Source organism: Mesorhizobium yinganensis, assembly GCF_040081985.1.
Classification (GTDB): domain Bacteria; phylum Pseudomonadota; class Alphaproteobacteria; order Rhizobiales; family Rhizobiaceae; genus Kumtagia; species Kumtagia yinganensis.
On record NZ_JBEBMH010000005.1, the window covers coordinates 149,377 to 171,049 of the forward strand.

At 62.6% G+C, this 21,673-nt stretch carries 21 protein-coding genes; 12 read left to right on the top strand and 9 right to left on the bottom strand.

The window, feature by feature from the left end:
- Positions 1-4 precede the first annotated feature (4 nt).
- The gene (nirD, locus tag ABMA59_RS12570) at positions 5-334 is read left to right on the top strand and encodes a nitrite reductase small subunit NirD (RefSeq protein WP_349005704.1); all 330 of its coding nucleotides are present in this window, start codon (positions 5-7) and stop codon (positions 332-334) included.
- A gap of 3 nt (positions 335-337) precedes the next feature.
- On the top strand, positions 338-3,013 hold the full coding sequence (locus ABMA59_RS12575) for a nitrate reductase (protein ID WP_349005705.1): 2,676 nt from the start codon (positions 338-340) through the stop codon (positions 3,011-3,013).
- Positions 3,014-3,120: 107 nt separating this feature from the next.
- Here the strand turns inward: ABMA59_RS12575 and ABMA59_RS12580 are convergent, their stop codons facing one another.
- Both ABMA59_RS12580 and ABMA59_RS12585 read right to left on the bottom strand, forming a co-directional pair.
- Positions 3,121-4,146 carry an HAD family hydrolase gene (locus tag ABMA59_RS12580; RefSeq protein WP_349005706.1) on the bottom strand — a complete coding sequence of 342 codons (1,026 nt, stop codon included), beginning with the start codon at positions 4,144-4,146 and terminating at the stop codon, positions 3,121-3,123.
- A 69-nt stretch (positions 4,147-4,215) separates the two neighbouring features.
- A complete protein-coding gene (locus ABMA59_RS12585; RefSeq protein WP_349005707.1) occupies positions 4,216-5,187 on the bottom strand; it encodes a formylglycine-generating enzyme family protein in 972 nt (323 codons plus the stop codon).
- A gap of 269 nt (positions 5,188-5,456) precedes the next feature.
- Between ABMA59_RS12585 and ABMA59_RS12590 the strand changes: the two genes are divergently transcribed.
- Together ABMA59_RS12590 and ABMA59_RS12595 are read left to right on the top strand one after the other, a co-directional pair.
- Complete coding sequence (locus tag ABMA59_RS12590) at positions 5,457-7,976, top strand: SH3 domain-containing protein (protein WP_349005708.1); 2,520 nt, start codon at positions 5,457-5,459, stop codon at positions 7,974-7,976.
- Between the two features lie 445 nt (positions 7,977-8,421).
- Positions 8,422-10,407: an adenylate/guanylate cyclase domain-containing protein gene (locus tag ABMA59_RS12595; RefSeq protein ID WP_349005709.1), complete on the top strand. Its 1,986-nt coding sequence runs from the start codon at positions 8,422-8,424 to the stop codon at positions 10,405-10,407.
- A gap of 13 nt (positions 10,408-10,420) precedes the next feature.
- On the opposite strand, the gene ABMA59_RS12600 is transcribed toward ABMA59_RS12595, so the two are convergent.
- Both ABMA59_RS12600 and ABMA59_RS12605 read right to left on the bottom strand, forming a co-directional pair.
- Positions 10,421-11,743 (bottom strand): ATP-binding protein, encoded by a 1,323-nt coding sequence (locus tag ABMA59_RS12600; protein WP_349005710.1) that lies wholly within the window; start codon positions 11,741-11,743, stop codon positions 10,421-10,423.
- Positions 11,740-12,399: a response regulator gene (locus ABMA59_RS12605; protein WP_349005711.1), complete on the bottom strand. Its 660-nt coding sequence runs from the start codon at positions 12,397-12,399 to the stop codon at positions 11,740-11,742. Before ABMA59_RS12605 ends, ABMA59_RS12600 begins: the two co-directional genes overlap by 4 nt.
- A gap of 125 nt (positions 12,400-12,524) precedes the next feature.
- On the opposite strand from ABMA59_RS12605, the gene ABMA59_RS12610 reads away from it, so the two are divergent.
- From ABMA59_RS12610 to ABMA59_RS12635, 6 genes are all read left to right on the top strand, one after another.
- Positions 12,525-12,803, top strand: a complete 279-nt coding sequence (locus ABMA59_RS12610) for a PepSY domain-containing protein (RefSeq protein ID WP_349005712.1) — start codon at positions 12,525-12,527, stop codon at positions 12,801-12,803.
- 61 nt (positions 12,804-12,864) lie between these two features.
- Positions 12,865-13,029, top strand: a complete 165-nt coding sequence (locus tag ABMA59_RS12615) for a hypothetical protein (protein WP_349005713.1) — start codon at positions 12,865-12,867, stop codon at positions 13,027-13,029.
- 2 nt (positions 13,030-13,031) lie between these two features.
- Positions 13,032-13,814: a glycosyltransferase family 2 protein gene (locus ABMA59_RS12620; RefSeq protein ID WP_349005714.1), complete on the top strand. Its 783-nt coding sequence runs from the start codon at positions 13,032-13,034 to the stop codon at positions 13,812-13,814.
- Positions 13,811-14,101 carry a lipid-A-disaccharide synthase N-terminal domain-containing protein gene (locus tag ABMA59_RS12625; RefSeq protein WP_349005715.1) on the top strand — a complete coding sequence of 97 codons (291 nt, stop codon included), beginning with the start codon at positions 13,811-13,813 and terminating at the stop codon, positions 14,099-14,101. Before ABMA59_RS12620 ends, ABMA59_RS12625 begins: the two co-directional genes overlap by 4 nt.
- Before the next feature lie 149 nt (positions 14,102-14,250).
- Entirely contained in the window at positions 14,251-15,657 is a 1,407-nt protein-coding gene (locus tag ABMA59_RS12630) for an ArnT family glycosyltransferase (protein ID WP_349005716.1), read from the top strand.
- Between the two features lie 268 nt (positions 15,658-15,925).
- Positions 15,926-17,377: a tyrosine-type recombinase/integrase gene (locus ABMA59_RS12635; protein ID WP_349005717.1), complete on the top strand. Its 1,452-nt coding sequence runs from the start codon at positions 15,926-15,928 to the stop codon at positions 17,375-17,377.
- A gap of 41 nt (positions 17,378-17,418) precedes the next feature.
- Here the strand turns inward: ABMA59_RS12635 and ABMA59_RS12640 are convergent, their stop codons facing one another.
- Both ABMA59_RS12640 and ABMA59_RS12645 read right to left on the bottom strand, forming a co-directional pair.
- On the bottom strand, positions 17,419-18,258 hold the full coding sequence (locus tag ABMA59_RS12640; protein ID WP_349005718.1) for an AbiJ-NTD4 domain-containing protein: 840 nt from the start codon (positions 18,256-18,258) through the stop codon (positions 17,419-17,421).
- A gap of 67 nt (positions 18,259-18,325) precedes the next feature.
- Positions 18,326-18,457, bottom strand: a complete 132-nt coding sequence (locus tag ABMA59_RS12645; RefSeq protein ID WP_349005719.1) for a hypothetical protein — start codon at positions 18,455-18,457, stop codon at positions 18,326-18,328.
- 655 nt (positions 18,458-19,112) lie between these two features.
- On the opposite strand from ABMA59_RS12645, the gene ABMA59_RS37205 reads away from it, so the two are divergent.
- Positions 19,113-19,400, top strand: coding sequence for a Rap1a/Tai family immunity protein (locus ABMA59_RS37205; protein WP_425475910.1), 288 nt, complete (start codon positions 19,113-19,115; stop codon positions 19,398-19,400).
- 399 nt (positions 19,401-19,799) lie between these two features.
- Here the strand turns inward: ABMA59_RS37205 and ABMA59_RS12650 are convergent, their stop codons facing one another.
- Genes ABMA59_RS12650 through ABMA59_RS12660 form a run of 3 tightly spaced genes read right to left on the bottom strand, consistent with a single transcriptional unit; the run spans position 19,800 to position 21,224 of the window.
- Positions 19,800-20,414 carry a hypothetical protein gene (locus tag ABMA59_RS12650; protein WP_349005720.1) on the bottom strand — a complete coding sequence of 205 codons (615 nt, stop codon included), beginning with the start codon at positions 20,412-20,414 and terminating at the stop codon, positions 19,800-19,802.
- Position 20,415: 1 nt separating this feature from the next.
- On the bottom strand, positions 20,416-20,847 hold the full coding sequence (locus ABMA59_RS12655) for an XkdF-like putative serine protease domain-containing protein (RefSeq protein WP_349005721.1): 432 nt from the start codon (positions 20,845-20,847) through the stop codon (positions 20,416-20,418).
- Positions 20,848-20,849: 2 nt separating this feature from the next.
- Entirely contained in the window at positions 20,850-21,224 is a 375-nt protein-coding gene (locus ABMA59_RS12660) for a hypothetical protein (protein ID WP_349005722.1), read from the bottom strand.
- A 68-nt stretch (positions 21,225-21,292) separates the two neighbouring features.
- Between ABMA59_RS12660 and ABMA59_RS12665 the strand changes: the two genes are divergently transcribed.
- Entirely contained in the window at positions 21,293-21,655 is a 363-nt protein-coding gene (locus ABMA59_RS12665) for a hypothetical protein (RefSeq protein WP_349005723.1), read from the top strand.
- The last annotated feature ends 18 nt before the right edge of the window (positions 21,656-21,673 follow it).

A 21,673-nucleotide genomic window follows, 5' to 3' on the forward strand; every position in this document is an offset into this window, starting at 1 on the left:
TATGATGACCTGGACACCCATCGGTATGCTCGCCGACATTCCGCAGCGCGGCGCGCGCTGCGTTGACACCCCCCAAGGCAAGATCGGCATCTTCCGCACGGCGGAAGACCAAGTCTTCGCCATCGACGATCATTGTCCGCACAAAGGCGGGCCGCTCAGCCAGGGCATCGTGCATGGCGCAGCGGTCACCTGTCCGCTGCACAACTGGGTATTCTCGCTGGAAACCGGCAAGGCGCAGGGTGCGGATGAGGGTGCGGTCCGAACCGTCCCGGTCAAGGTCGAGGACGGCCGCATCTCGATCGCGCTCGGCGCCGCGGCGCTGAGGGCCGCCTGACCAATGCAGGAAGCACGCGAGGTGAGGACCACCTGCCCCTATTGCGGGGTGGGTTGCGGCGTGCTGGCGCGGGTCGCCGCGGACGGCAGCGTTGCCGTGCGTGGCGACCCCGACCATCCCGCCAATTTCGGGAAACTCTGCTCGAAAGGCTCGGCGCTCGGCGAGACGCTGGGCCCTGACGGCCGTCTGCTGCACCCGGAAATCGGGGGCAAGCGGGCCGATTGGAATGCCGCGCTCGATCTCGTCGCGCGCCGCTTTTCTGAGACGATAGCGACGCATGGCCCGGATTCCGTTGGCTTCTACGTGTCGGGCCAGTTGCTGACCGAGGATTATTACGTCGCCAATAAGCTGATGAAGGGTTTTATCGGCTCGGGCAACATCGACACGAATTCCCGGCTGTGCATGGCCTCGTCCGTCGCGGGTCACCGGCGTGCCTTCGGCGAGGATATCGTACCGGGCACTTACGAGGATTTCGAGCAGGCCGACCTCGTCGTGCTCACCGGCTCGAACACCGCCTGGTGTCACCCTGTGCTTTATCAGCGCCTGCTCGCAGCTCGCGGAACCCGTGGAACAAGGATCGTCGTTGTCGATCCGCGCCGCACCGCGACGGTCGCCGACTGTGATCTGCACCTGGCTATAAAGCCGGGCACGGATGTGCTGCTGTTCAACGGCCTGCTGGCGCATCTGGCGCGCACCGGTGCAGTGGACGCCGCCTACATCGCCGCCCATACGAACGGCTTCGACGCCGCGAGCGCGCTGGCGGGCGCCGATGCGCCGACGGTCAGGCGGGTTGCGGAGGGATGCGATGTCGCTGCTGGCGATTTGGAGCGGTTCTACAATTGGTTCGCGGCGACCGGGCGCTCGGTCACCGTCTACAGCCAGGGTGTCAACCAGTCGGCCCACGGTACCGACAAGGTCAACGCCATCATCAACTGCCACCTCGCCACCGGCCGCATCGGCAGGCCTGGCATGGGGCCGTTCTCCGTCACCGGCCAGCCCAACGCCATGGGCGGGCGCGAGGTCGGCGGCCTCGCCAACCAGCTTGCCGCCCATATGGGCTTCGACAGCCCGACGGATATCGACCGCGTCGCCCGTTTCTGGAACGCCCCCCGAACGGCGAGGCGCGCCGGGCTGAAGGCCGTCGACATGTTCGAGGCGGCCGCCGACGGGCCAATCAAGGCGCTGTGGGTTATGGGCACCAATCCCGCCGTCAGCATGCCCGACGCGGGAAGGGTGCGCGCGGCGCTGAAGAAATGCGACTTTGTGGTTGTGTCCGACATCGTGCGGACCGACACCACGCGCTTCGCTGACGTGCTTTTGCCCGCCGCCGGCTGGGGCGAGAAGGACGGCACCGTCACCAATTCGGAGCGGCGCATGTCTCGCCAGCTTCCCTTTGCGGCTAGGCCCGGTGAGGCCCGTCCCGACTGGTGGATCGCCACCGAAGTGGCGCGACGCATGGGATTTTCGGAAGCCTTCGACTATTCCGGGCCGGCGGCGATTTTTCGCGAGCATGCCGCCCTGTCGGCATTCGAAAACGAAGGCGCTCGGCTGTTCGACATCGGCGATCTCGCCGATCTGAGCGACGCCGGCTACGAGGCCTTTTCCCCTCAGAATTGGCCTAAGCGGCGGCGGGGTTCGATCCAAGGCGCCGAAAGGCTGCTGGCGGATGGCCGCTTTCCGACGCCAGACGGTCGAGCCCGTTTCGTCGCGGTGCGCCAGGAAGGACCGGCGCTGCCGGTGGATGCCGCCCATCCAATCGCGCTCAACACCGGCCGCCTGCGCGACCAATGGCATACGATGACGCGGACCGGCCTCGTGCCGCGGCTGATGGCGAATGCGCCGGAGCCGGCGCTGGAGATCAACCCGGCCGACGCCGCCGAAATCGGCCTGCGGGAAGGCGATCTCGCCCGGCTCGACAGCCGCTATGGCGGCGCCCGCGCCAAGGTGCGCATTACCGAGACCCAGCGCCGTGGCGAGGCCTTTCTGCCGATGCACTGGAGCGGCCGGTTCGCCGCGAACGCGGCGGCCGGGCCGCTTTCGACGCCGTTTGCCGACCCGATCTCCGGACAGCCCGAACTGAAGCATGTGCCCGTTCGGATTTCCCGCGAGCCGGTCGAATGGGCCGGCGTGCTGATCACCCGCCGCGACCTCCGCCCGACCGGTTTTGTCCACTGGAGCCGCGCTGCTGTCGCCGGCGGATGGGTCTACGAGCTTTGCGGCACCGAGTCTCCGGACCAGGGCATCCTGCTTGCGCGCGGGCTGCTTGATGTCGTCCCGCGCGATCAGTTGCTCGAATATACCGACCGGCGCGGCCAGTCCTTCCGCGCCGCAGCTACGGATGCGGCCGGCACACTCGCCGAGGCGCTGCTGGTCGCCCGCCCAGGACAACTGCCCGCGCGCGACTGGCTGTTGTCGCTGCTGGCATCGGGCGAGCTGCTGTCGCCATCCGATCGCCGGGCGCTGCTGTCCGGGCGCGCGCCGGTGCCGATGCCCGCCGTCGGCCGCATCGTCTGCTCTTGCTTCAGCGTCGGCATCAATCAGATTGCCGCCGCGATAACGGGGGGCTGCGGCAGTGTCGAGGAGGTTGGAAAAATGATGCGCGCCGGCACGAATTGCGGTTCTTGCCGGTCCGAGATCAAGTCGATCCTCGATACGTCACGCTTGCAGGCGGCGGAATGAAATAGTCGGGGATCGGGCCTACGGTCAAAACAGCAAATCCAGCGCGGTGCGAATGCGGGTCATTGGTCGCTTGGCTCGGTTGCGCGCTGCGGTGCACCTTGCCGACGCTACTGCTTTTCGAAGGGGTAAATCACCTTCCATTCGGCTTTCATGTCGACAATGGTCCAGCCGCGCTTGATACCCTCGTCCCAGGCCTTGTCGAGCCTGCCGACAGGCGATGCGCGGTCGTATGCCCATTCGCGCTCGGCATCGGTGTGGTGGACGATGCCCATGAAGCGGGCGCCGCTTCCGGCCGCGGTCCATTGCAGCATCTGCAGGTCGCCGTCGGAATTGCCGAACGCGAAGATCGGCTGGCGTCCGATGAAGCGGTTGATGCCGACCGGTTTGCCCGGTCCGTCGTCGACGAATTCGACCTTGGGCAGTTTTATCAGCACCGGCTTGCCGTCTGCATCGATCTGGAATTCAGTCACGCCGGAGGAGCCGACCACTTGCTCGGGCGGGATGCCGTAGATCTTTTCCGTCCACGGCCGCATGAACTCGATGCCGCCGCCCGACACGATGAAGGTCTTGAAGCCGTTGGCGCGCAGATAGGTCATCAGTTCCAGCATCGGCTGGTAGACGAGATCGGTGTAGGGCCGGTTGAAGCGCGGATGGCGCGCGGTCTGCATCCAGTCGAGGACGATCTTGGAGAATTCCTGCGTGCTGATGCCGCTGTGGGTCACAGCCACGATCTCCAGCAGGCCCTTTTCGCCGACCGCTGCCAGGGCCTCGATGCCGTCTTCCAGCAGCGTCTTGAACGGTTCCTCCGTCTTCCATTCGGGATGGTCAGGCGCGAGCGCCTTGGCGCGGTCGGCCGCGAAGGCGATCTGGAAGTAAATGGGCTGCTCGGTCCATAGCGTGCCGTCATTGTCGAACGTGGCGATGCGTTCCTCGACCGGCACGAAGTCCGATCCGCCTTGCGTCGTAACGCGCTGAACAAACTGGGTAATCCCCGTCTTTGCGGCGCCTTCGTTCCACGACGGCAGCGGATCGGTCTGCGCCAGGGCGGGGGATTGCTGGAAGGCGGCAAGGCCAAGCGCAAGCAGGCCCGCCAGGAAGGTCCGCCTGCTCAGCGTCGCAAACGAGCGGTGCATTGTGATCCTCCAGTGGGGGCCTGGTCTTGTGACGAACTGCTATTGGTTCCGCAATCGATCTTTGATCATCTAGGTTTGCCTGATCACGCAGCGAAAACCGACATGGCTGGTCGAGGTGTCTACCGCCTCGGCGTGGCGCGCCGCCGGGCGGTAGCGGCGGCAGTAGTTCGGCGCGCAGAGATGCGAGCCGCCTTTCAGTACTTTTTGCGGAATCCTGCTGTTTGGCTGGCGGGGATCGTAGCTGCCCTCTTCCGGGGCGCCGCGCGGATTGAGCGGGACGCAGCAGGCCTTCGCCTCGTCAGCCGGATGCCGGGTCGACCACCAGTCGCAGGTCCATTCCCAGGTATTGCCGATCATGTCGTAGAGGCCGTAGCCGTTAGGCGGATAGCTCCGCACCGGCGACGTCCGTTCATGGCCGTCGGCCAGCAGGTTCTGATGCGGGAATTCGCCCTGCCAGGTGTTCGCCATGTGCTTGCCGCCGGGCGTGAATTCGTCGCCCCAGGCAAATTCGACGCCATCGAGCCCGCCGCGCGCCGCAAATTCCCATTCGGCCTCGGTCGGCAGGTCCTTGCCCACCCATTGCGCATAGGCCAGCGCGTCGGCATAGGCGACATGAACGACGGGGTGGTTGTCCTTCTTGAACAGGCCGCTTCCCGGCCCGAGCGGATGCCGCCAATTGGCGCCGCGCGTGAACTCCCACCAGTTGCTCCAGTTCCTAAGGTCAACCGGGCCGGCGGATTTTCGGAAGACCAGCGAGCCCGCGAACAGCATATGCGGCAGGGCGCCCGGATAGTCCTTGGCGTCTGGCACCTTCTCCGCGACCGTCACATGGCCGGTCGCCTTTACGAATTCCTTGAACTGGCGGTTGGTCACGGGCGCCTTGTCGATAAAGAACCCGTCGACGCGCACCCGGTGCGACGGAGCTTCCTCCGCATAGTGGCTGTTCGAGCCCATACGGAACATGCCGCCCGGAATGTAGGCCATATCAGGCGGGCAGGCGAGCGAAGTGGCGTCCGCACCAGAAGCGCCGGGGGCGTTCATTGCGCGCACCCGCCACAAATCGGTCGTGCCAGGTTGCCCATGACCCGTCCCTCCGGTGTTGGCATTTCCAGCCGTGCTCGACACCCCAGGACACAGGATGCGAGAAGCGGTTGAAAGCTACGGCGTGGCTCGCTGTCTGACAAGAGGAGCAGAGGCGCTGGCCTATATCTTGATGAGGTGAGACGTGCTCCTGCTCTTTAGCGCAGCCTCGTTTGCGGCGAGTCGCATTGCTGGGTTATTCTATCCAAATCCGCGCCCGGAGATATCAGATGCGCATCATCACGCTCGCCACTCTTCTTCAAGGCTTTGTCCTGGCGGCGGCTTTCGCCGGGCCGGCCACCGTCACCACCAAGGTCAATCTCCGATCCGGACCGGGAACCTCTTACCAGAGTCTTGGCTTGATTCCCGAGGATGCCAAGGTCGACCTCGCCGAATGCGACGCTGCCGGTGGCTGGTGCGCGGTGACGTATCAAGGCACGACCGGTTTCGTCAGCGGCAAATATGTGAACGAGGAGGATACCGGCCGGCCGGGCTGGCCGCGATCCTACACGACCGACAAAGGCGCCGAGATCGTGCTCTACCAGCCGCAGGTTTCGAGCTGGGACAAGTTCACGGACCTTTCCGCGCTGGTGGCGACCGAATACAAGGCGAACAAGGATGCCAAACCGGTTTTCGGCGTCATCGGCCTGACCGGCAAGACTCAGACCGATCCCGACGCGGGGGAGGTGGTGATCTCCGACATCAAGATCACGCAGTTGGATTTTTCCGCGCTCGACCGGTCGCAGCTTGCCGATTTCGCACTGGAAGTCGGAAAGCTCCTGCCGACCGGATCGGTCACGGTGACGGAGGAGCGGCTCACCGCCAGCCTCGCCGACTACCAGCGGATGGATGATGCGAAGGGACTGAAGTCCGATCCGCCGCCGATCTTCATATCCAAATCGCCCGCCGTGCTCTTGCAGACCGATGGCGAGGCGGTTGTGGCGCCGGTCAAGGGCGCGCCGGGCCTCTCCTTCGTCGTCAACACCAACTGGGACCTGTTCAAGATCGATGCCGATCAGAGCTATTTCCTGCGCGACGAGAAATCTTGGCTGGCCGCGAAAGCGCTGGACGGCGATTGGCAGACGGCGACCGCGCTGCCCGATGCATTGTCGAAACTTCCCGACGAGGACAGTTGGAAGGACGCGCGCGCCGCGATGCCGCCCGCGCCGTTCGCCGACGGCGTCGTCCCCAAGGTGGTCTATTCCGACACGCCTTCCGAACTGATCAATTTCGATGGCGAGCCCAAGCTAGAACCGGTTGCCGGAACCGGCCTGGAATGGGCGTCGAACAGCGACGGCGACGTGTTTTTCCAGAAGGCGAGCGGCAACTGGTATGTGCTGATCTCCGGCCGCTGGTTCTCGGCGAAGTCGCTTGACGGTCCTTGGACCTTCGCGACGCCCGACCTTCCCGAGGATTTCCAGAACATTCCCGACGATGCGCCCTATGCGAGCGTCCGTTCGTCCGTGCCAAAAACCTCCGAGAATGCCGAGGCGAGGCTCAAGGCAAGCATTCCGCAGATGGCGCGGGTGTTGACCGATGGATCGGTCAAGGTCGACGTCGCCTATAGCGGCGATCCGAAGTTCGAGCCGATCGAGGGTACGTCGCTCAAATATGCCGTCAACACCAACGAAACGGTCATCCAGGTCGGCGCGAAATATTTCGTGCTGAAGGACGGTGTCTGGTTTGTCGGCGACAGCCCGACCGGGCCGTTCGTCGTCGCCACCGCGGTGCCCGACCAGATCTATACGATTCCGGCTTCGTCGCCGGTCTACAACGCCACCTACGTTCGCGTCTATTCGACGGAGCCGGGTGCAGTCTGGTACGGCTACACGATGGGTTATCTCGGCGCCTATCTGGCTTGGGATGCCCTGGTATACGGCACCGGCTGGTATTATCCCGACTATTGGGACACCAACTGGCACAACGGCTATTGGCCATATTATCCGAGGCCCGTCACCTACGGGGTCGGGGCCTTCTACAACCCGGCGCGCGGCACGTTCGGGCGCTATGGCTACGCCTATGGCCCGTATCGCGGCATCGTCGCCGGCGCCGGCTACAACCCGCGCACAGGCACCTATATCCGCGGCGCGGCGGTGGCCGGACCGGCTGGAGAGCGCGGCTTCATCGCCGCCTACAATCCGCGCACGGATACGGGGGCCATCGCCCGCGGCGGCACCAATGTCTACGGTTCGTGGGGCTCGGCAAGTGTGCGGCACGGGTCGGACTGGGCGCGCGCCAGCGGCGGCTCGACCGCCGCCGGAGGGCAGGGCGTCCGCTGGAACAGCTCGAATGGCAATCATGGTTTCGCCGCGCAGGGCCAGGGCGGCGACATCTATGCCGGCCGCGACGGCAACGTCTACCGGCGCGAGGATGGCCAGTGGCAGAAGCGCTCCGACGGCGATTGGACCCCGATCCAGAAACCCGACACCGACAATGGAAGGAAGCCCGGGCAGCAGTTGGGTGATGGCGGTTCGAACCTGGCCAATCGGGCCCAGCAGGGCCAGGGCACGCCGGGCGCCAATCGCCCGTCGCAGCAGCGCAAGATCCAGCCGGTCGCCCCGGATCATCTCGGTTACGATCGCGCCGGTCGCATGGCCGGCAATCAGAATGCACTTGCACGCCGCTCGGAATTCAATCCGCAGTTCAACGGCGGCAATTTCGATCGTGGAGGTTTCCACGGCGGCGGCGGTTTCCGGGGTGGTGGCGGCGGCTTCCACGGCGGCGGAGGAGGCGGGCGGTTCCGCCGTTGACCTATTGGCCGCCTCGCCTGCTACGCAGTGTCGGCATCACGTTCGAGCGCTGGCGCTGTCCTCGGTCCGCAGGCGGATGCCGATCTGACGCCGGCAGATATGTGTTGTTGCGGAGAGCCGCGAACTTCCCTTGTCGCCGTGCCGGATCGAGGCGGAGCCGGTAAGCAAACGAGCAAAACAGTGCTTAGCCGGCGCCAGAGCGGGCGCAGCGGACAAAATGCTTTGGCAACCGGGTGAATTTGCTGCAAAGTCGCCTGGAGGGGAGCATCTATGCCGATCAGGACTCAAATCCCGCGCGAGGGCGACGGGTTGTCGTTCGCGGGCCGCCGGACTGGTCCTCGCGGATTTTCCGTAGTCCCGCCGCGGCCCGTGTTCGACGAATGCGACGGGAAGCGGTAGAGTGTCGCGGCAGATTCCGGCGTCATCGACGCCGTCCGCTAGTCCTGTGACTGACGAGGCCTCCGCCGAGGCGCGCTCTTCGCTTTCGGTCGAATCGCCGAATCACGATGCCCCTCCAGCCCCGACGCCGTGGGTCAGGCCGCTCCGGCTGCATCTCAGCATCGTCATCATCCTGCTGTTGATCGGCATATCCGCCCCGCTGATGGGGCTGACTTACGAGCAGGGCAGGCGCATGGCGTTGGCGACTGCCGAAGAGCGGATGAACCAGCTCAGCCAGCACACGATCGACCGCTATCGCAGCCTGTTCGGTGACGGTTATTCCACCGTCACCGTCGCCTCGGTGCTGAAGCCGCTGCTCTCGCCGCCTTCGGTCGACCTGGAAGCAAAGACCGAGTTGCTGGTCAAGACGCTCGAAGGCTCGCCCTATATGGACGGCTTTTATGTCGGCTATCCCGACGGCGGCTTTCTGCATGCGGTCGCGGTCGAGCGCAATCCGGGCTGGGCAAGTGCCCTCGATGTGCCCACCGGCACAGCCTTCGCGGTCCGCACGATTGATCGCACGGACACCGGCCCGGTCTCCACCTGGCGCTTCCTGGAAAGGGACGGCACGGTAGTCGGCGAACGGTCGACCGATCAGGTGTCCTACGATCCGCGCAAGCGACCGTGGTATCGCGCGGCGTCGAATGGTGGCGAACCGGTCGCGGTCGGGCCTTATGTGACGGCGACGACGAAATCGCTGGCGCTGACGCTTGCCGCGCCGATGGCCGCCGACCGCAAGGTGGTGGTCGGCGTCGACCTGCTGCTCGAGACGATCAGCCGGCTGCTCGACCGCGAAGCGGTGTCCGAAAACGCGCGCGGCTATGTCTTCGACAGCGAAAGGAAGCTGATCGTCCATTCCGACGAGGCGATCATGGGACAGGTGCTCGAGGGCCTGCTTGGGACCGGCAAGGCCGGGCAGACCTCCGCCACGACCGATCCGGCGCTGGATCCGATCCGCGAGGAGCTGCGCGTCATCACCGAGGGCCATGACCGGACCGCCCGCTTCGACGTCGACGGCCAACCCTATATCGCGCGCATATCGTCGGTCGGCTTCTCCGACCTTTTGCGCGGCAACACCATCGTGATCGCCGCGCCGCTGTCGGACTTCGTCGGCCCGACCCAGCGCTTGCTGACGAAGAACCTGATCATCACCGGCATCGTGCTGGTCGCCGGCATTCTCGTCGCCATCGTCGTGGCGCGGCTGATCAGCCGGGCGCTGCTGGCCCTGTCGGAGGACGCGCGCCAGATCGGCAATCTGGACTTCAAGGCGCAGCCTGCCGGCTTCTCGTGGATCGCGGAGATCAACACGCTGTCCCGCGCATTGTCCTCGGCCCGCGAGGCGATCCGCACCTTCGCGCTCTATGTGCCGCGCGAGCTCGTCCGCAATATCGTGGCATCAGGACAGGCGAATGCCGGAAAGGCGATCCGGCAGGAGGCCACGGTTCTGTTCACCGACATTCGCGATTTCACGACCATCTCCGAGCAGCACTCGCCCGAGGAGGTGGTCGGCATGCTTTCCACCTATTTCGACCTGATGAACCCGATCGTCGAGCGCCACAACGGGGTGATCGTCCAGTATCTCGGCGATTCCATCTTTGCGATGTGGAACGCGCCGGTAGCCGATCCCACCCATGTCGACGACGCCTGCCGCTGCGCGCTGGAATTGAAGGCTGCTATCGACAGTTTCAACGAGGCCAACCGCCTGGCGGGCCGGCCCGAACTGGTGACGCGCTTCGGCGTGCACACCGGCGAGGCGGTGGTCGGCAGCGTCGGCGCCGAGGCCCGCCGCCAATATACCGCGATGGGCGACACGGTGAACGTTGCCTCCCGTCTCGAAGGCATGAACAAGGAGTACGGCACGACCATCCTGGTCAGCGGCGCGGTGCGCGAGCGCAGCGACGGGTCATTCCAGTTCCGCAGCCTCGGCGTTGCCAAGGCCAAGGGCCGCAACGAGGGGATCGAGATTTTCGAACTCGCCGGCCGCGTGGGCTGAGCGCTGCCGGGTTTCAAGGCGGCAGGCTCAGTTCCGCTTCGAAGCCGTCTTCGCGGCCACGGGCTGGCGATGCGAGCATCAATTTGGCGCCCATCTGCCGCGCCAGCCGATCGACGATCGCCAGGCCGAGGCCCGAGCCGGGAGCGGAGGAATTGTTGCGCTTGAACCGCTTGGTCAACTGCCCAAGCTGCGGTTGCGGGACGACGTGACCCGCATTCGCTAGGGTGAGCGTTCCGTCCGCTGAAATCGTCAGGCTCACCGGCCCGTCCGGATCGCCGTGCAGGAGCGCGTTCTCGATCAGATTCCTGAGGATGATGCCGAGCGCGTCGGCATCCACCCGCCGAAGAAAGGGCGCGTCCTCCTGGATGCCGTCCAGACGAAGCTCCAGTTTGCCGGCGTGTTCCGACATGCGGTTGAAATCCTCGGCCACGAGCTGGATGACTGCCATGACATCGACTGGCGCCGTCGACGCGCCGATGCCGGAATCGGCCCGGGCCAGTTGCAAGAGTTTCTCGGTCAGATGGCTCAGCGCCGACAGCGACGCCTCTATGGCGCGCGCCCGGCTCCTTTCCGGGCCGGCCGGCAGTTCGGCAATCAGGCGCTGTGTCTGGGCGAGCGCGCCGGCGATCGGCGTGCGCAGTTCATGGGCGCTGTTGGAGGCGAATTCCCGTTCGGCTTCCAGAGCGGTCCGCAGCCGCTCCAGCAACCTGTTCACCGAGATGTTGATCGGCTGCAGTTCGACCGGCAGGCCATCCACCGCCATCGGCTCCAGATTGCCGCCGTCGCGCGCGCCGATCTCCCGCCGCAAGGCACCCAACGGCTTTAATGAGCGCCTGACGAAATACCAGATGCTCACCATGCTGAGCGGCACGAGTAGAACGATGGGCAGCATGAGCGACAGCAGCCCCTCGGTCATCGCCTCGCGCCGCTCCTCGAGATTGTCGGCGACCTGCAGGAAGATCGTGCCGCTGACCGCATCCACAGTATAGATGCGCTGCGTGGCGGTGTCCGAAAAGCCGCGCCGAAGGGGGGCATCGAACGGCTCGGGCTGAGCGTCGTGGGAATGCAACAGCACTGTGCCCTGCGCGTCGCGGACCTGGTAGGTCAGATATTCATCGTTCTCGCTTCCACTGGCGACGCGCCTCGGCTCGTCGAGGCTGTCGCGTTGAAAGAGATCGTCGACCACCAGCGGCATCAGGCGCTCGGCGGTTTCCTGCAGGCTGCTGTCGAAAACCTCGTCGAATTCCTCGCGCATGACGAATGCGCCGAGACCGGCCGCCAGGATCCAGAACAGGATCGTCGAGCCGGTGAGCCACAGCATCAGCCTGCGGGTCATGAAGCAGCCAATCTGTAGCCGATGCCGCGGACGGTCGCGATTGTTTCGGCGCCAAGTTTCTTGCGCAGCCGGCTGACATAGACCTCGACCGCGTTGCTCTCGATCTCCGCGCCGAAGGCGTAAAGCGCATCCTCGATCCGCGCTTTCGAGACGATCGACCCTGGCCGGCTGAGCAGGCTGTCGAGCACCGCCCATTCCCGCGCGGTAAGTTCGAGCGGCTCGCCGTCGCGGCTTATCCTGCGCTCGGCCGGCACGATGGTGATGGCACCGATCGTTATCTGTGGCGCGCTCTGCTGGCTGTAGCGCCGCGCGACCGCATGGATGCGCGCCGACAGTTCGCCGAGGTCGAACGGCTTCACCAGATAGTCGTCGGCGCCCGAATTCAACCCTTCGATGCGGTCGGAAATCTGGTCGCGCGCGGTGAGAACGATCACCGGGGTGGTATCGGAACGGCTGCGCATGTCGCGCAGATAGGAGATGCCGCTGCCGTCGGGCAACTGCAGATCGAGAAGCACCAGCCCATAGGCCGCGACGTCGGCGAAGCCGCGTGCATCGGTGAGTGACATCGCCCAGTCGACGGCATGCGCGTCGGCCGACGCATGATCGCGCACGGCGCCGCCGATCGTCTTGTCGTCCTCGATGAGAAGTATGCGCATGCGTGACCTTCCTGTGCCACCTGCCGTGCCTTTTACACGAGCGAGAACGCCGGTGCAGCGCTTTCAGGTTGCTGTCAGGTTCGGCTGCCATCAGGGCGTCATGTTCAACGCCGGCAGAGAGCCTGATGCGGAATCTCCTCGTTGCCGCCTTCATGCTCCAGACGGCTTCCGTCGGTGGCGCTTCGGCCGGCGCAACATGCGACGTGCCGGTCGCGGAGTGGCAGCCGCGGGAGACATTGAGGTCGAAACTCGAGGCCGACGGCTGGTTGGTTCGCTCGATCAAGGCGCAGGACGGCTGCTACGCGGCGGATGTCACGGACAAGAACGGTGTTGAGATACACGCGGTCTTCGACCCGAAGACGCTCAAGCTTGTCGACATGGCAGAACAGGATAGTGCGGGTTGATCCAGGCCAAATCCAACCGGGTGCGGGAAACCTCGCGCCGTGCGGCAGCGAAAGCATCGCCATGAAGCACCGTGTCAACCTGGTGCATGTCGTGCTGCTGCTCGGTCCGATCCTGCTCGCCATCGTCATTCTGCCGCTGTCGTTCGGTCTAAATCGGCTGAGGAGCGATACCTGCGTGCAGCCGTTCGGCCAGGACGTGCCGGTGCAGGCAAAGGGGTGTCGCTGACGATGCTGAGCCGTGTCGAACGAACCACCGCGCTGGACGAGGGCATCACCGTGGTCGTCCCGGTCCTCAACGAGGCCGAAAACATCCAGGCGCTGATCGGCGAGATCGTGCTTGCCGCCAACCGCAGCGCGATCCGCGAAATCGTCTATGTCGACGACGGCAGCACCGACGGGACGCTTGCGCGCCTGGCCGAGCTCATGCAGGCCGTTCCGATGCTCCGCGTCGTCCGTCACGACCGGCCGCTCGGCCAGTCGGCGGCTTTCCTCTCCGGCGCACGCGCTGCCAGCCAGGATCTGCTGGTGTTCATGGACGGCGATCTGCAGAACGACCCGGCCGATATTCCCCTGCTAGTCCAGCGTTACAAGGAAAGCGGCGCCGACAGAACCAGGATCGCGGTGCTAGGCCAACGTGCCGTCCGCAAGGACAATTCGCTGCGCCGGATTTCGTCGAGACTCGCCAACCGCCTGCGAGCGGCCGTGCTCAAGGACGGGACGCGCGACACCGGATGCAGTCTGAAGCTGATGCGGCGCGAGGATTTCCTGGCGCTGCCCTATTTCGATCACATGCATCGGTTCCTGCCCGCCATGCTGATGCGGGACGGCGTCGCGCTCCGGCATGTCCAGGTCGCTCACCGCGCCCGCGTGAATGGACGGTCGAAATACGGCTTCTGGAATCGCGCGCTGGTCGGCGCCGTTGACCTCGCCGGGGCCGCCTGGCTGCAGCGCCGCGGCCTCCCGTCCGACTATTCCCCAAAAGAAGTGTCCACTCCGGTGAAACAGCTATGACATCCTCGACGATCTGGCTTGGCATCGGGCTTGTCGGGCAGGCACTCTTCTTCATGCGGTTCCTGGTTCAGTGGATCGCCTCGGAACGAAGCCGGCGCAGCGTGGTGCCGCGCGCCTTCTGGTATTTCAGCATTCTCGGTGGGCTGACGCTGCTGGCCTACGCGATCAGGCAGCGCGACATCGTGTTTACCATCGGTCAGGCCACGGGCATCTTCATCTACACCCGCAACATCTATCTAAGCAGGCCGCAGCCGCAGCTTCCCGAGCCGGTTCTGAGCGAGACGTGATGGTCCGCGGTCATTCCGCTGGACTGGTTGATCCCGGGCTTCCGCGACTTCGTTTTGCCCCGGCCATCAGCCCGGCCCGTGACGAAACCCTCGATCTCGACCCTGACCGTCGCCGGCAGAAGGTGCGTGAACCATTCTATCGCGCTTGGATGCGGAATCTGAAACCGGTCGAGCCAATCCTGCCCTACGCCCTGCTCGCGCTGTTCTTTGCGGTGTCTTGGGCAACGCGGCCGCTGCTGCCGGTCGACGAAACGCGATACCTGACGGTTGCGTGGGAGATGCACCTTCGGGACAGCTTTTTCGTCCCGACGCTCAATTTCGAGCCCTATTTCCAGAAGCCGCCGCTGCTGTTCTGGCTGATCGACCTAGCGTGGGGGCTGTTCGGTCCGAGCCGGGCGGCAGCGCTCGCCGTCATCTTCCTGATCTCGTCCTCGATCATCTACCTCACCCGGCGTCTCGCCATCGCCCTTTTCCCGGACATCGATGGAATGTCACAGCGGGTGCCGTGGCTGGTGCTGGGAAGCGCCATCTTCGTCATCTATGCCAGCCTGATCCTGTTCGACCTTTTGCTGACGGCTTTCGTGCTCGCCGCGTGCCTGGCGCTCATCGCCTTTTCCAGGGGCAAGGGCTGGCGGTATGCGGCACTGGCCGGACTTTTCGTCGGGCTGGGCGTGCTGACCAAGGGACCGGTGGTGTTTATCCATCTTGCCTGTCCGATTGCGCTATACCCGCTGTGGCGCGATCCGCGCTCGGGCATACCCGTTCGCACGTTTTTCGCCGGCGTGCCGCTGGTCATTCTCGCCGGCTGCCTTCCGGTGGCCGCATGGCTAGGGCCGGCCTTGTACCGGACCGGGCTGGACTTCGCCTACAACCTCGTCTGGCGGCAGGCCGAGGGCCGGATCTCCGGATCGCTGCAGCGCGCCCATGCCCGTCCATTCTATTTCTACCTGCTGTTGCTGCCGGCCGTGTTGATTCCATGGGGGCTGTCGTTCGACCTCTGGCGCTCGCGCCCATGGCGTCGCGGCGACATCGTCGGCCAGGACCGGCGCGTGCTTTGTTTTCTCATCCTGTGGATCGCCTCCGTCCTCATCGTCTTCAGCCTGATCTCCGGCAAGCAGCCGCACTATCTGGTGCCGCTGCTGCCGGCCGTCACGCTGTTGTTCGGATATTTCATGGCTGATATTCGTCACAGCGTTTTTCCGTACAGCGCGGCTTTCATGCTGGCGGTGTTCGGGATCGGGCAGGTCGTGGCGGCGGCAACGGTCTTTCATCGCTACGACCTCTCAGGCCTTGCGGATTTCGTCGCCGCGAGAAAGACAGCCGATTGGGCCTATGTTGGCCGATATCAGGGGCAGATCACGTTCCTGGCGGGCATCGAAAAGCCTTTTGAAATCGTCGAGGAAAACACCGCCGACGAATGGCTAGGGGCCCATCCGACCGGCTACCTGATCAACGAAGTTCGGCGCTATCCGGACAGCAGCCGGAACGTCGCATTCAGCCATCTTGGCGAACGCGGCTATCTCGTCGTCTTGCGCGGCGCGCAGGCGGGGCCGTAGGCGCGTCGCAGTCCTATTCCCGTGACAGCAAAATTGGCGCTGGACGTAGGATTTCGTTGGTGATCCCGACAGGAATCGAACCTGTGACCTACAGATTAGGAATCAGTGCGATAGCGATTGCACGAGATTGCACAAAATTGCGTTTGCCATAAAAATCATGTAATTACAATGACTTGAGTGGTGCACGAGATTGCGCCGGGTTGCAATTAGTACCCCTAGCCGCATTATATAGACCTTATATACAACGCGGAGAAGCGAAGGGTACAGCATGACAACGAAAACGAAATTGAAGGACGGATGGCCGTCACATGTCAAATTCACCAAGCCGGTCTTGCAGGGCTTTGAGAGACTGGACTGTCAGGGAAAGCAGCGGACCGTATGGGACACGGAGCAGAAGGGCCTGTGCGTTCTGGTTTCACCGAAAACTGCTCGCAGTCCGCATAACACCGTGACGCTACGGGTCCTGTACTATCTCAACGGCAAAGCCGCGTATTTGAAGATAGGTCGCTGGGGCGACAGAGAATTTTACCGAGACGCTGACGGCAAGCTGCTCACCGTCGATTGCGCGAACATGGATGAGGTGCGACGCCGAGCAAGCGAGATAAGGAACGCGGCAGGCGCTGGTCGCGTCAATCCGAAGCAGCCGAACGTTTCTGGCAGCGTTGACGACCTGATCGTCACATTCATTTCCGAGCACGCGAGCCAAATCAAATCCGGCTCAGAAACCGAGCGCATCTTGCGTCTCTACGTCTTGCCAGAATGGAAAGGGCGCAACGTCAGCGACATCAGCAAGGCCGACATTACGACGCTGTTGAACAAGATTGCCGACAAGAAGTTCAAAGGCCCGAAAGGCAAGCTGCTGGGCACCAAGGGCGTTGCCGACGCTGTGCGTGCTCAATTGTCGAAATTCTTCAATTGGTATTCTGAGGACTACAACGAGGAATTTCGCTCGCCATTTGTAAAGATCAAGCGACGGGCACCGAACCCGAAGCGCGAGCGCGCTCTGACTGACGCTGAAATCGCGGCTATGTGGACGGCTTGCAACGAATTAGGTGTCTACGGTGCTTGCGTCCAAACCGCGCTTTTGACCGCACAGCGCTTCTTCAAAGTCGGCTCCATGCGCCGCTCCCAAATCCAAGCTTCTGTCACGCTTCCGGGTCGCCATGACGAACTAACCGGCGAATGGATATCTGAGCAGGTCATTACAGACGTTTGGGATGCCAGAGAGAAAAGCGACCCGGCGAACAAGGGCGTTTCCGAAGTGCCGCTTTCGACGCTTGCCAAATCGATCATCGACAGCGTGCCGATAATCGATGCCGATGCCAGAGACCATGTTGATTTCGTGTTCACACTGACCGGCAAGAAGCCTTTCAACGGCTGGTCAAACGCCAAGGTCGCACTGGACAGAGAGATGCTGGCGATCTTGAAATCCAATGCCGAGAAAGCCGGGCTTGATCCGAAGACGATCAAGCTGTTGCCTTGGCAACATCGCGATTTGAGACGAACAGCCAGAACCTTATTGTCTAGAGCCGGTGTCAACCGTGACGTTGCCGAACGCTGCCTGGCACATGTCGTCGGTGGCGTCGAGGGCGTCTACAACCGGCATAGTTACCTTCAGGAGAAACAAGACGCGTTCGCCCGGCTGGCAAAACTGGTTGATCGTATCGTGAATCCTACTGACCAGACCAACGTGGTGCCATTTCCGGCCACGCTGCCTTGATAGAAGGTCGCTGAGCAGGCTTTCGCGTTGTGCCGCGAGCCCTAGTTAGCCCTAGCTAGTAGGTATGAGACGAACGATGCGCAGGCGCCGAGCATGAACAACGCATCCGTTTCATCGACCTGGGCTTCATCCTTGTATACGAGCGCGTGTCGAATGCCTTTCTCGTCGCTCGAGTACCCATAAAGCGCGCCGAAAGCGGCCTTCAAGCCACCGTGGAGATGGCCTTGCTTCTCAAGCGCAGCAAGCGCTGGTCCGAGCTTATCCGTGCCGGGCGCGAGCGCAACTGCAATCGATTCGACAGCGTGAATGCTCTCCCTGATAGAGCCTGCCCAGTCTGAGTTTCGAAGCGCCACGCCAGCGGCGACTAAATGCGCCCGAGCTGCACCAGCATAGTTGGTTTCCGCGTCCGCAATCGCTCTCTCAAAGGCAGCAGCCTGTTCCGCCGTGCCGATTGCGACGATCTCGTTGTCAACGATCCGGTAGGCCGCACGTGCACTGACAAATGCCCCTGCAAGTTCCCGCTTCAAAGTTTCGCTGCACCGCGGGTTTCGAACAAAAAACTCCACAAAATCAAATAGCCTTCCAATAGGCGCCTTAAAGGCGGTTTCTGTTATTGCCTTTCGCCATGCACTTGGATCACTGTTGTACGAAGATGCGCTTTGCCCGAAGAAGCGGACGTGCAAATCCATTGTCACCCGCTTACCGTTTTCGAGAAAGTATGCTCCGTAGCCGTGGCCTGTTTCGCGGTCGATTTCGAGGCCGATATAGTAGTCCAGCAGACGACGTAACTCGGCTGAAACTTCGCCCAGCTTCAACTGCGGCGGGATGGGTTCGAGGCCCGTACGTTGGGAGAACGGGATGTATGGCCTGTCTTTGTTCATACCGAACCTATACAGCAGCGTGCATAGTCGCGGAACTCGTCGAGCGACGACTATCAACGCATTTCGATCACTCGGCGGGATCGATAGGCTTGTGCCACCACCACTTCAAAAAGCGGGCAATCGCGATCAGCCCGGCGACTACGCCAAAGACGCTGGCGATCAAGCTGAGTGCCTGACCAAGATCGAGGGTGACTATCATGGGAGGGTCTCCTTTCAAGACAAATCTCGCCATTGAGAAAAGTTCTTGAAAAGAGCTGAGAAGATAGACGCATCACCCGGAAGCGATGTCAACTGGTATGCCGGCAAAACTGCGGCCCGCTACACAGGGAAGAATACGCACCAGTGTGCACCAACAGGCACAGAGTGGAACCAGCCGGCATAGAACGGAACGAACGTCAACGAACTTAACCCATCACGATTTAGTGATATTGGGGCTCGGCCACACTTTCACCACAACAATATTGGCCCCAGGCATCGAACGTGGCCCGCTTCTCGTCGAAGAAATCGCTTCGCCTTTGCCTGTCATCTGACAGCGATAGACCGGGCGCTCGCTGGCGTCAGCGGCTGTGGCGGTATGATGGGCCGGGACGGGCCTGACGCTGCTCTACGTCCGGTTTACGTCCGCTTGACATGCCGAGACGGTTTGGCACAGGCTGAGGCCTTTCCTTCGACCGACATCGCATTCGGCTGGTTTGTTCTTGGCATCCTACAGCAACAGAATGGCAGCTTGGATCAATCTTCCCCTGCGTCCACTTCCTATTTGAGGCCGGAAGCTTCGATCAGCGAGGAAAGTTGGCGGAATGAGAAACGAACTTATCAGAATCGTGACATCACTGGCAGTCGCGGGTATCACGATGGGTGTGACGCATGGTCCCGCTCAAGCGGGTTTTACGGATGGCAACGAGCTCAACGAGGACTGTTCCGGTGGGACGAAAGGTAGTTTCAGGAGCGGCGCTTGTATTGGTTACGTCGCCGGTGTAGTAGATGCTGATGAGGGCATAGGCAATTGTCTTCCGTATGGCCCAAAGATGGGTCAAATTCGGGACGTCGTCAAGCAGTACCTACAAGACCATCCCGAAAGTCGGCACTATAATGCAAGCTCACTTGTTGTCATTGCCGTTCGGGAGGCTTTCTGCAAATAGTGTACTTTCCGATGACGGGCCTTTGCGACGAACTTTCCAGCTTCCCTCCGAAACCCGACCCTGCGCTCCCCCTTCATCCGTCATCTGACACGCCAGCAGCGGTCGCTCGCTGGCGTCTGTGGCTGGGGTGGTATGAGCCGGCCAGCAAAGCGCTCAGCCGCGTCAGCGCCAGCGCTCGACGGCGAGCGATGGACGGTCCGGATTCCTCCGGACCGCCGGCATTTCAAGGAGAATGTATTCCAGAGCTTCAGGCTGGTAGAGGACCGGACCGCGGCCACCTGAAACCGCGGTCCTACGCCTCGCTTCGCACCAGCCGGAGGCGACGACCTGACGCGGGGAAGGACGCGAAAACCCCGCTGGCGCTACCACCGCAAGGCTCCCCATGCGGCGGAATTTCATTCAGTCGAACAGGCTCGGTTTGGTCCGCTGAAGCTGCCGCATGGCGTCCTGACGGGACATGCCGGTTCGGGCCAGATCATCGACCATCGCCTGAAGCTTGTTTTGGCGGACGCGGCCTTCCCGTGCCTTGCGGATGTCGGTTTCCTCGTCGGTATCGCGGTGCGACCTTGACTGGAATTTCTCGTACAGGTCGGGACGGGCGGAACGGGCGGTCTGCATGGCTAGAGTCCCGGACATCCCTGACTTCTGATAGTGCTTCGTGAGATCTTCAAAATCCGTCATTTTCCTTACCTCCTTCGCGGGGTCATCGGGATCGTCATTGGCGGCGTAGAACACGCTGCCGGGAATGTCTGCCGCCGTCATAAGCTCGGATCGGTCGGCATGATCGGAGAGCACAAAGGCCTGCCGCTGCTCCCCGTTGAGGCGGTCATAGAAGGAGCGCTCCGGGCCGGTCAGCGGACTGAATTTGAGCTTCAGGATCTCGTCGTGATCGGCGGATGAATCGCGCTTCATAATCACCGACTTGGCGTGGATGTTCGCCGGGAAATCGACGGAACTCAGTTCCGTGATCTCGAAATCTTCCATCACCCGCCGATTGAGTTTTACCCGTTCCATATCAACCTCCTTCAAGCCCGACCGAGAGGCCGGTCAATTCGCCAGACTGAAACCGATCAAGCAGGGCTGGGTCGTGCGGTCGCCAGCCGATCATCAGTCCGGTGCACGCCGACGAAATGCCCATCGACGCGGCGATCTCACTGGTGAGCGGAAACGCGAACACGACCTTGCCAGCAAGCTTGCCGTTGTGGTTAATCTCGACCCGCCGCGATCCTTCGACGTACCGGGTCGCGGCCTTGAGCATCCCGGATTCGCTGATGTGGTCGCCCTGCAAGTCGTAGTACGGGATGTCATCAATCTTGCTGACAATCGCCCAGCCGAACAGCAGGCCAGAATCGGCTTTGTTGGCTAACGGGTCGACATAAACCGGAAGCTGGCCCGACGGCCTTGTTCGTCGTTTCCTGAACCCTGCCCATCCGGCCATCTTCGACATTGTCAGAGCAGGCCTTTCTCGCGGTAGATTTGCTCCGGGATTGTCAACGCATGTTGGCGCCAGAGTCTGGCTTGGCGGTAGTCACCCTCGGCCTCCAATCGTTCGACGAAGGCGGCTACAACTGAGGTACGATTGGCGATGTCGATTTCGGCGACATGTCGGTCGCGTTCCTTGGCTTCCTTACGGCCTGTCGGCCTCATTAGTCGTTTGTTGGCTATCGCGAGTTCGTACTTCAGGTTCAAGGCTTCGGTGGCAATCTCGGATTGTTTATAGGACCTCGACGCTGGGTCGTTGCCGACGTCTACATTGGCCAGCTCAGCTATGCGGGCCTTGATTGCTTCGACCTGCCTGCTGACCAGTTCACGAATGAGTTTCACGTCCTTGTCTCCTTTTGGTTGTCGGGTTCGGCCAGCCGGATGCGGACTCGCTCTCTGCTCTGGCTACGATGGCGATCTGGAAGGGTTGGCATCGCGGCATCGAGATCAGCCCTACAGGCTATTCGCTGCCATGCTTCGGTCGCGTCTGCTCCAGCCTCGACAAGGTCGCGGACAAGCTCGGCTTCGCGGACCAGTTGCCGGGCGATTTGTGCCTTGGCTCCAGCGTCCCTCGTACCGACATCCATCAGCAGGGCGTAGTGTCTGCCACCTGTCAGTATTGGGTGAAGATAGGGAGCCAGATCGTCGGGTATATCAACATTGTTGCGCGCGTCTTCTGCAACATGCGAGTGGAGTGCTTTGCAGACAGCCAAGAGGTCCATTTGGACACCAAGGCGGTCTGCGTCTTCGATTATCAATTCCAGCAAGGCTAGTGCTTCATCCGGCATTGA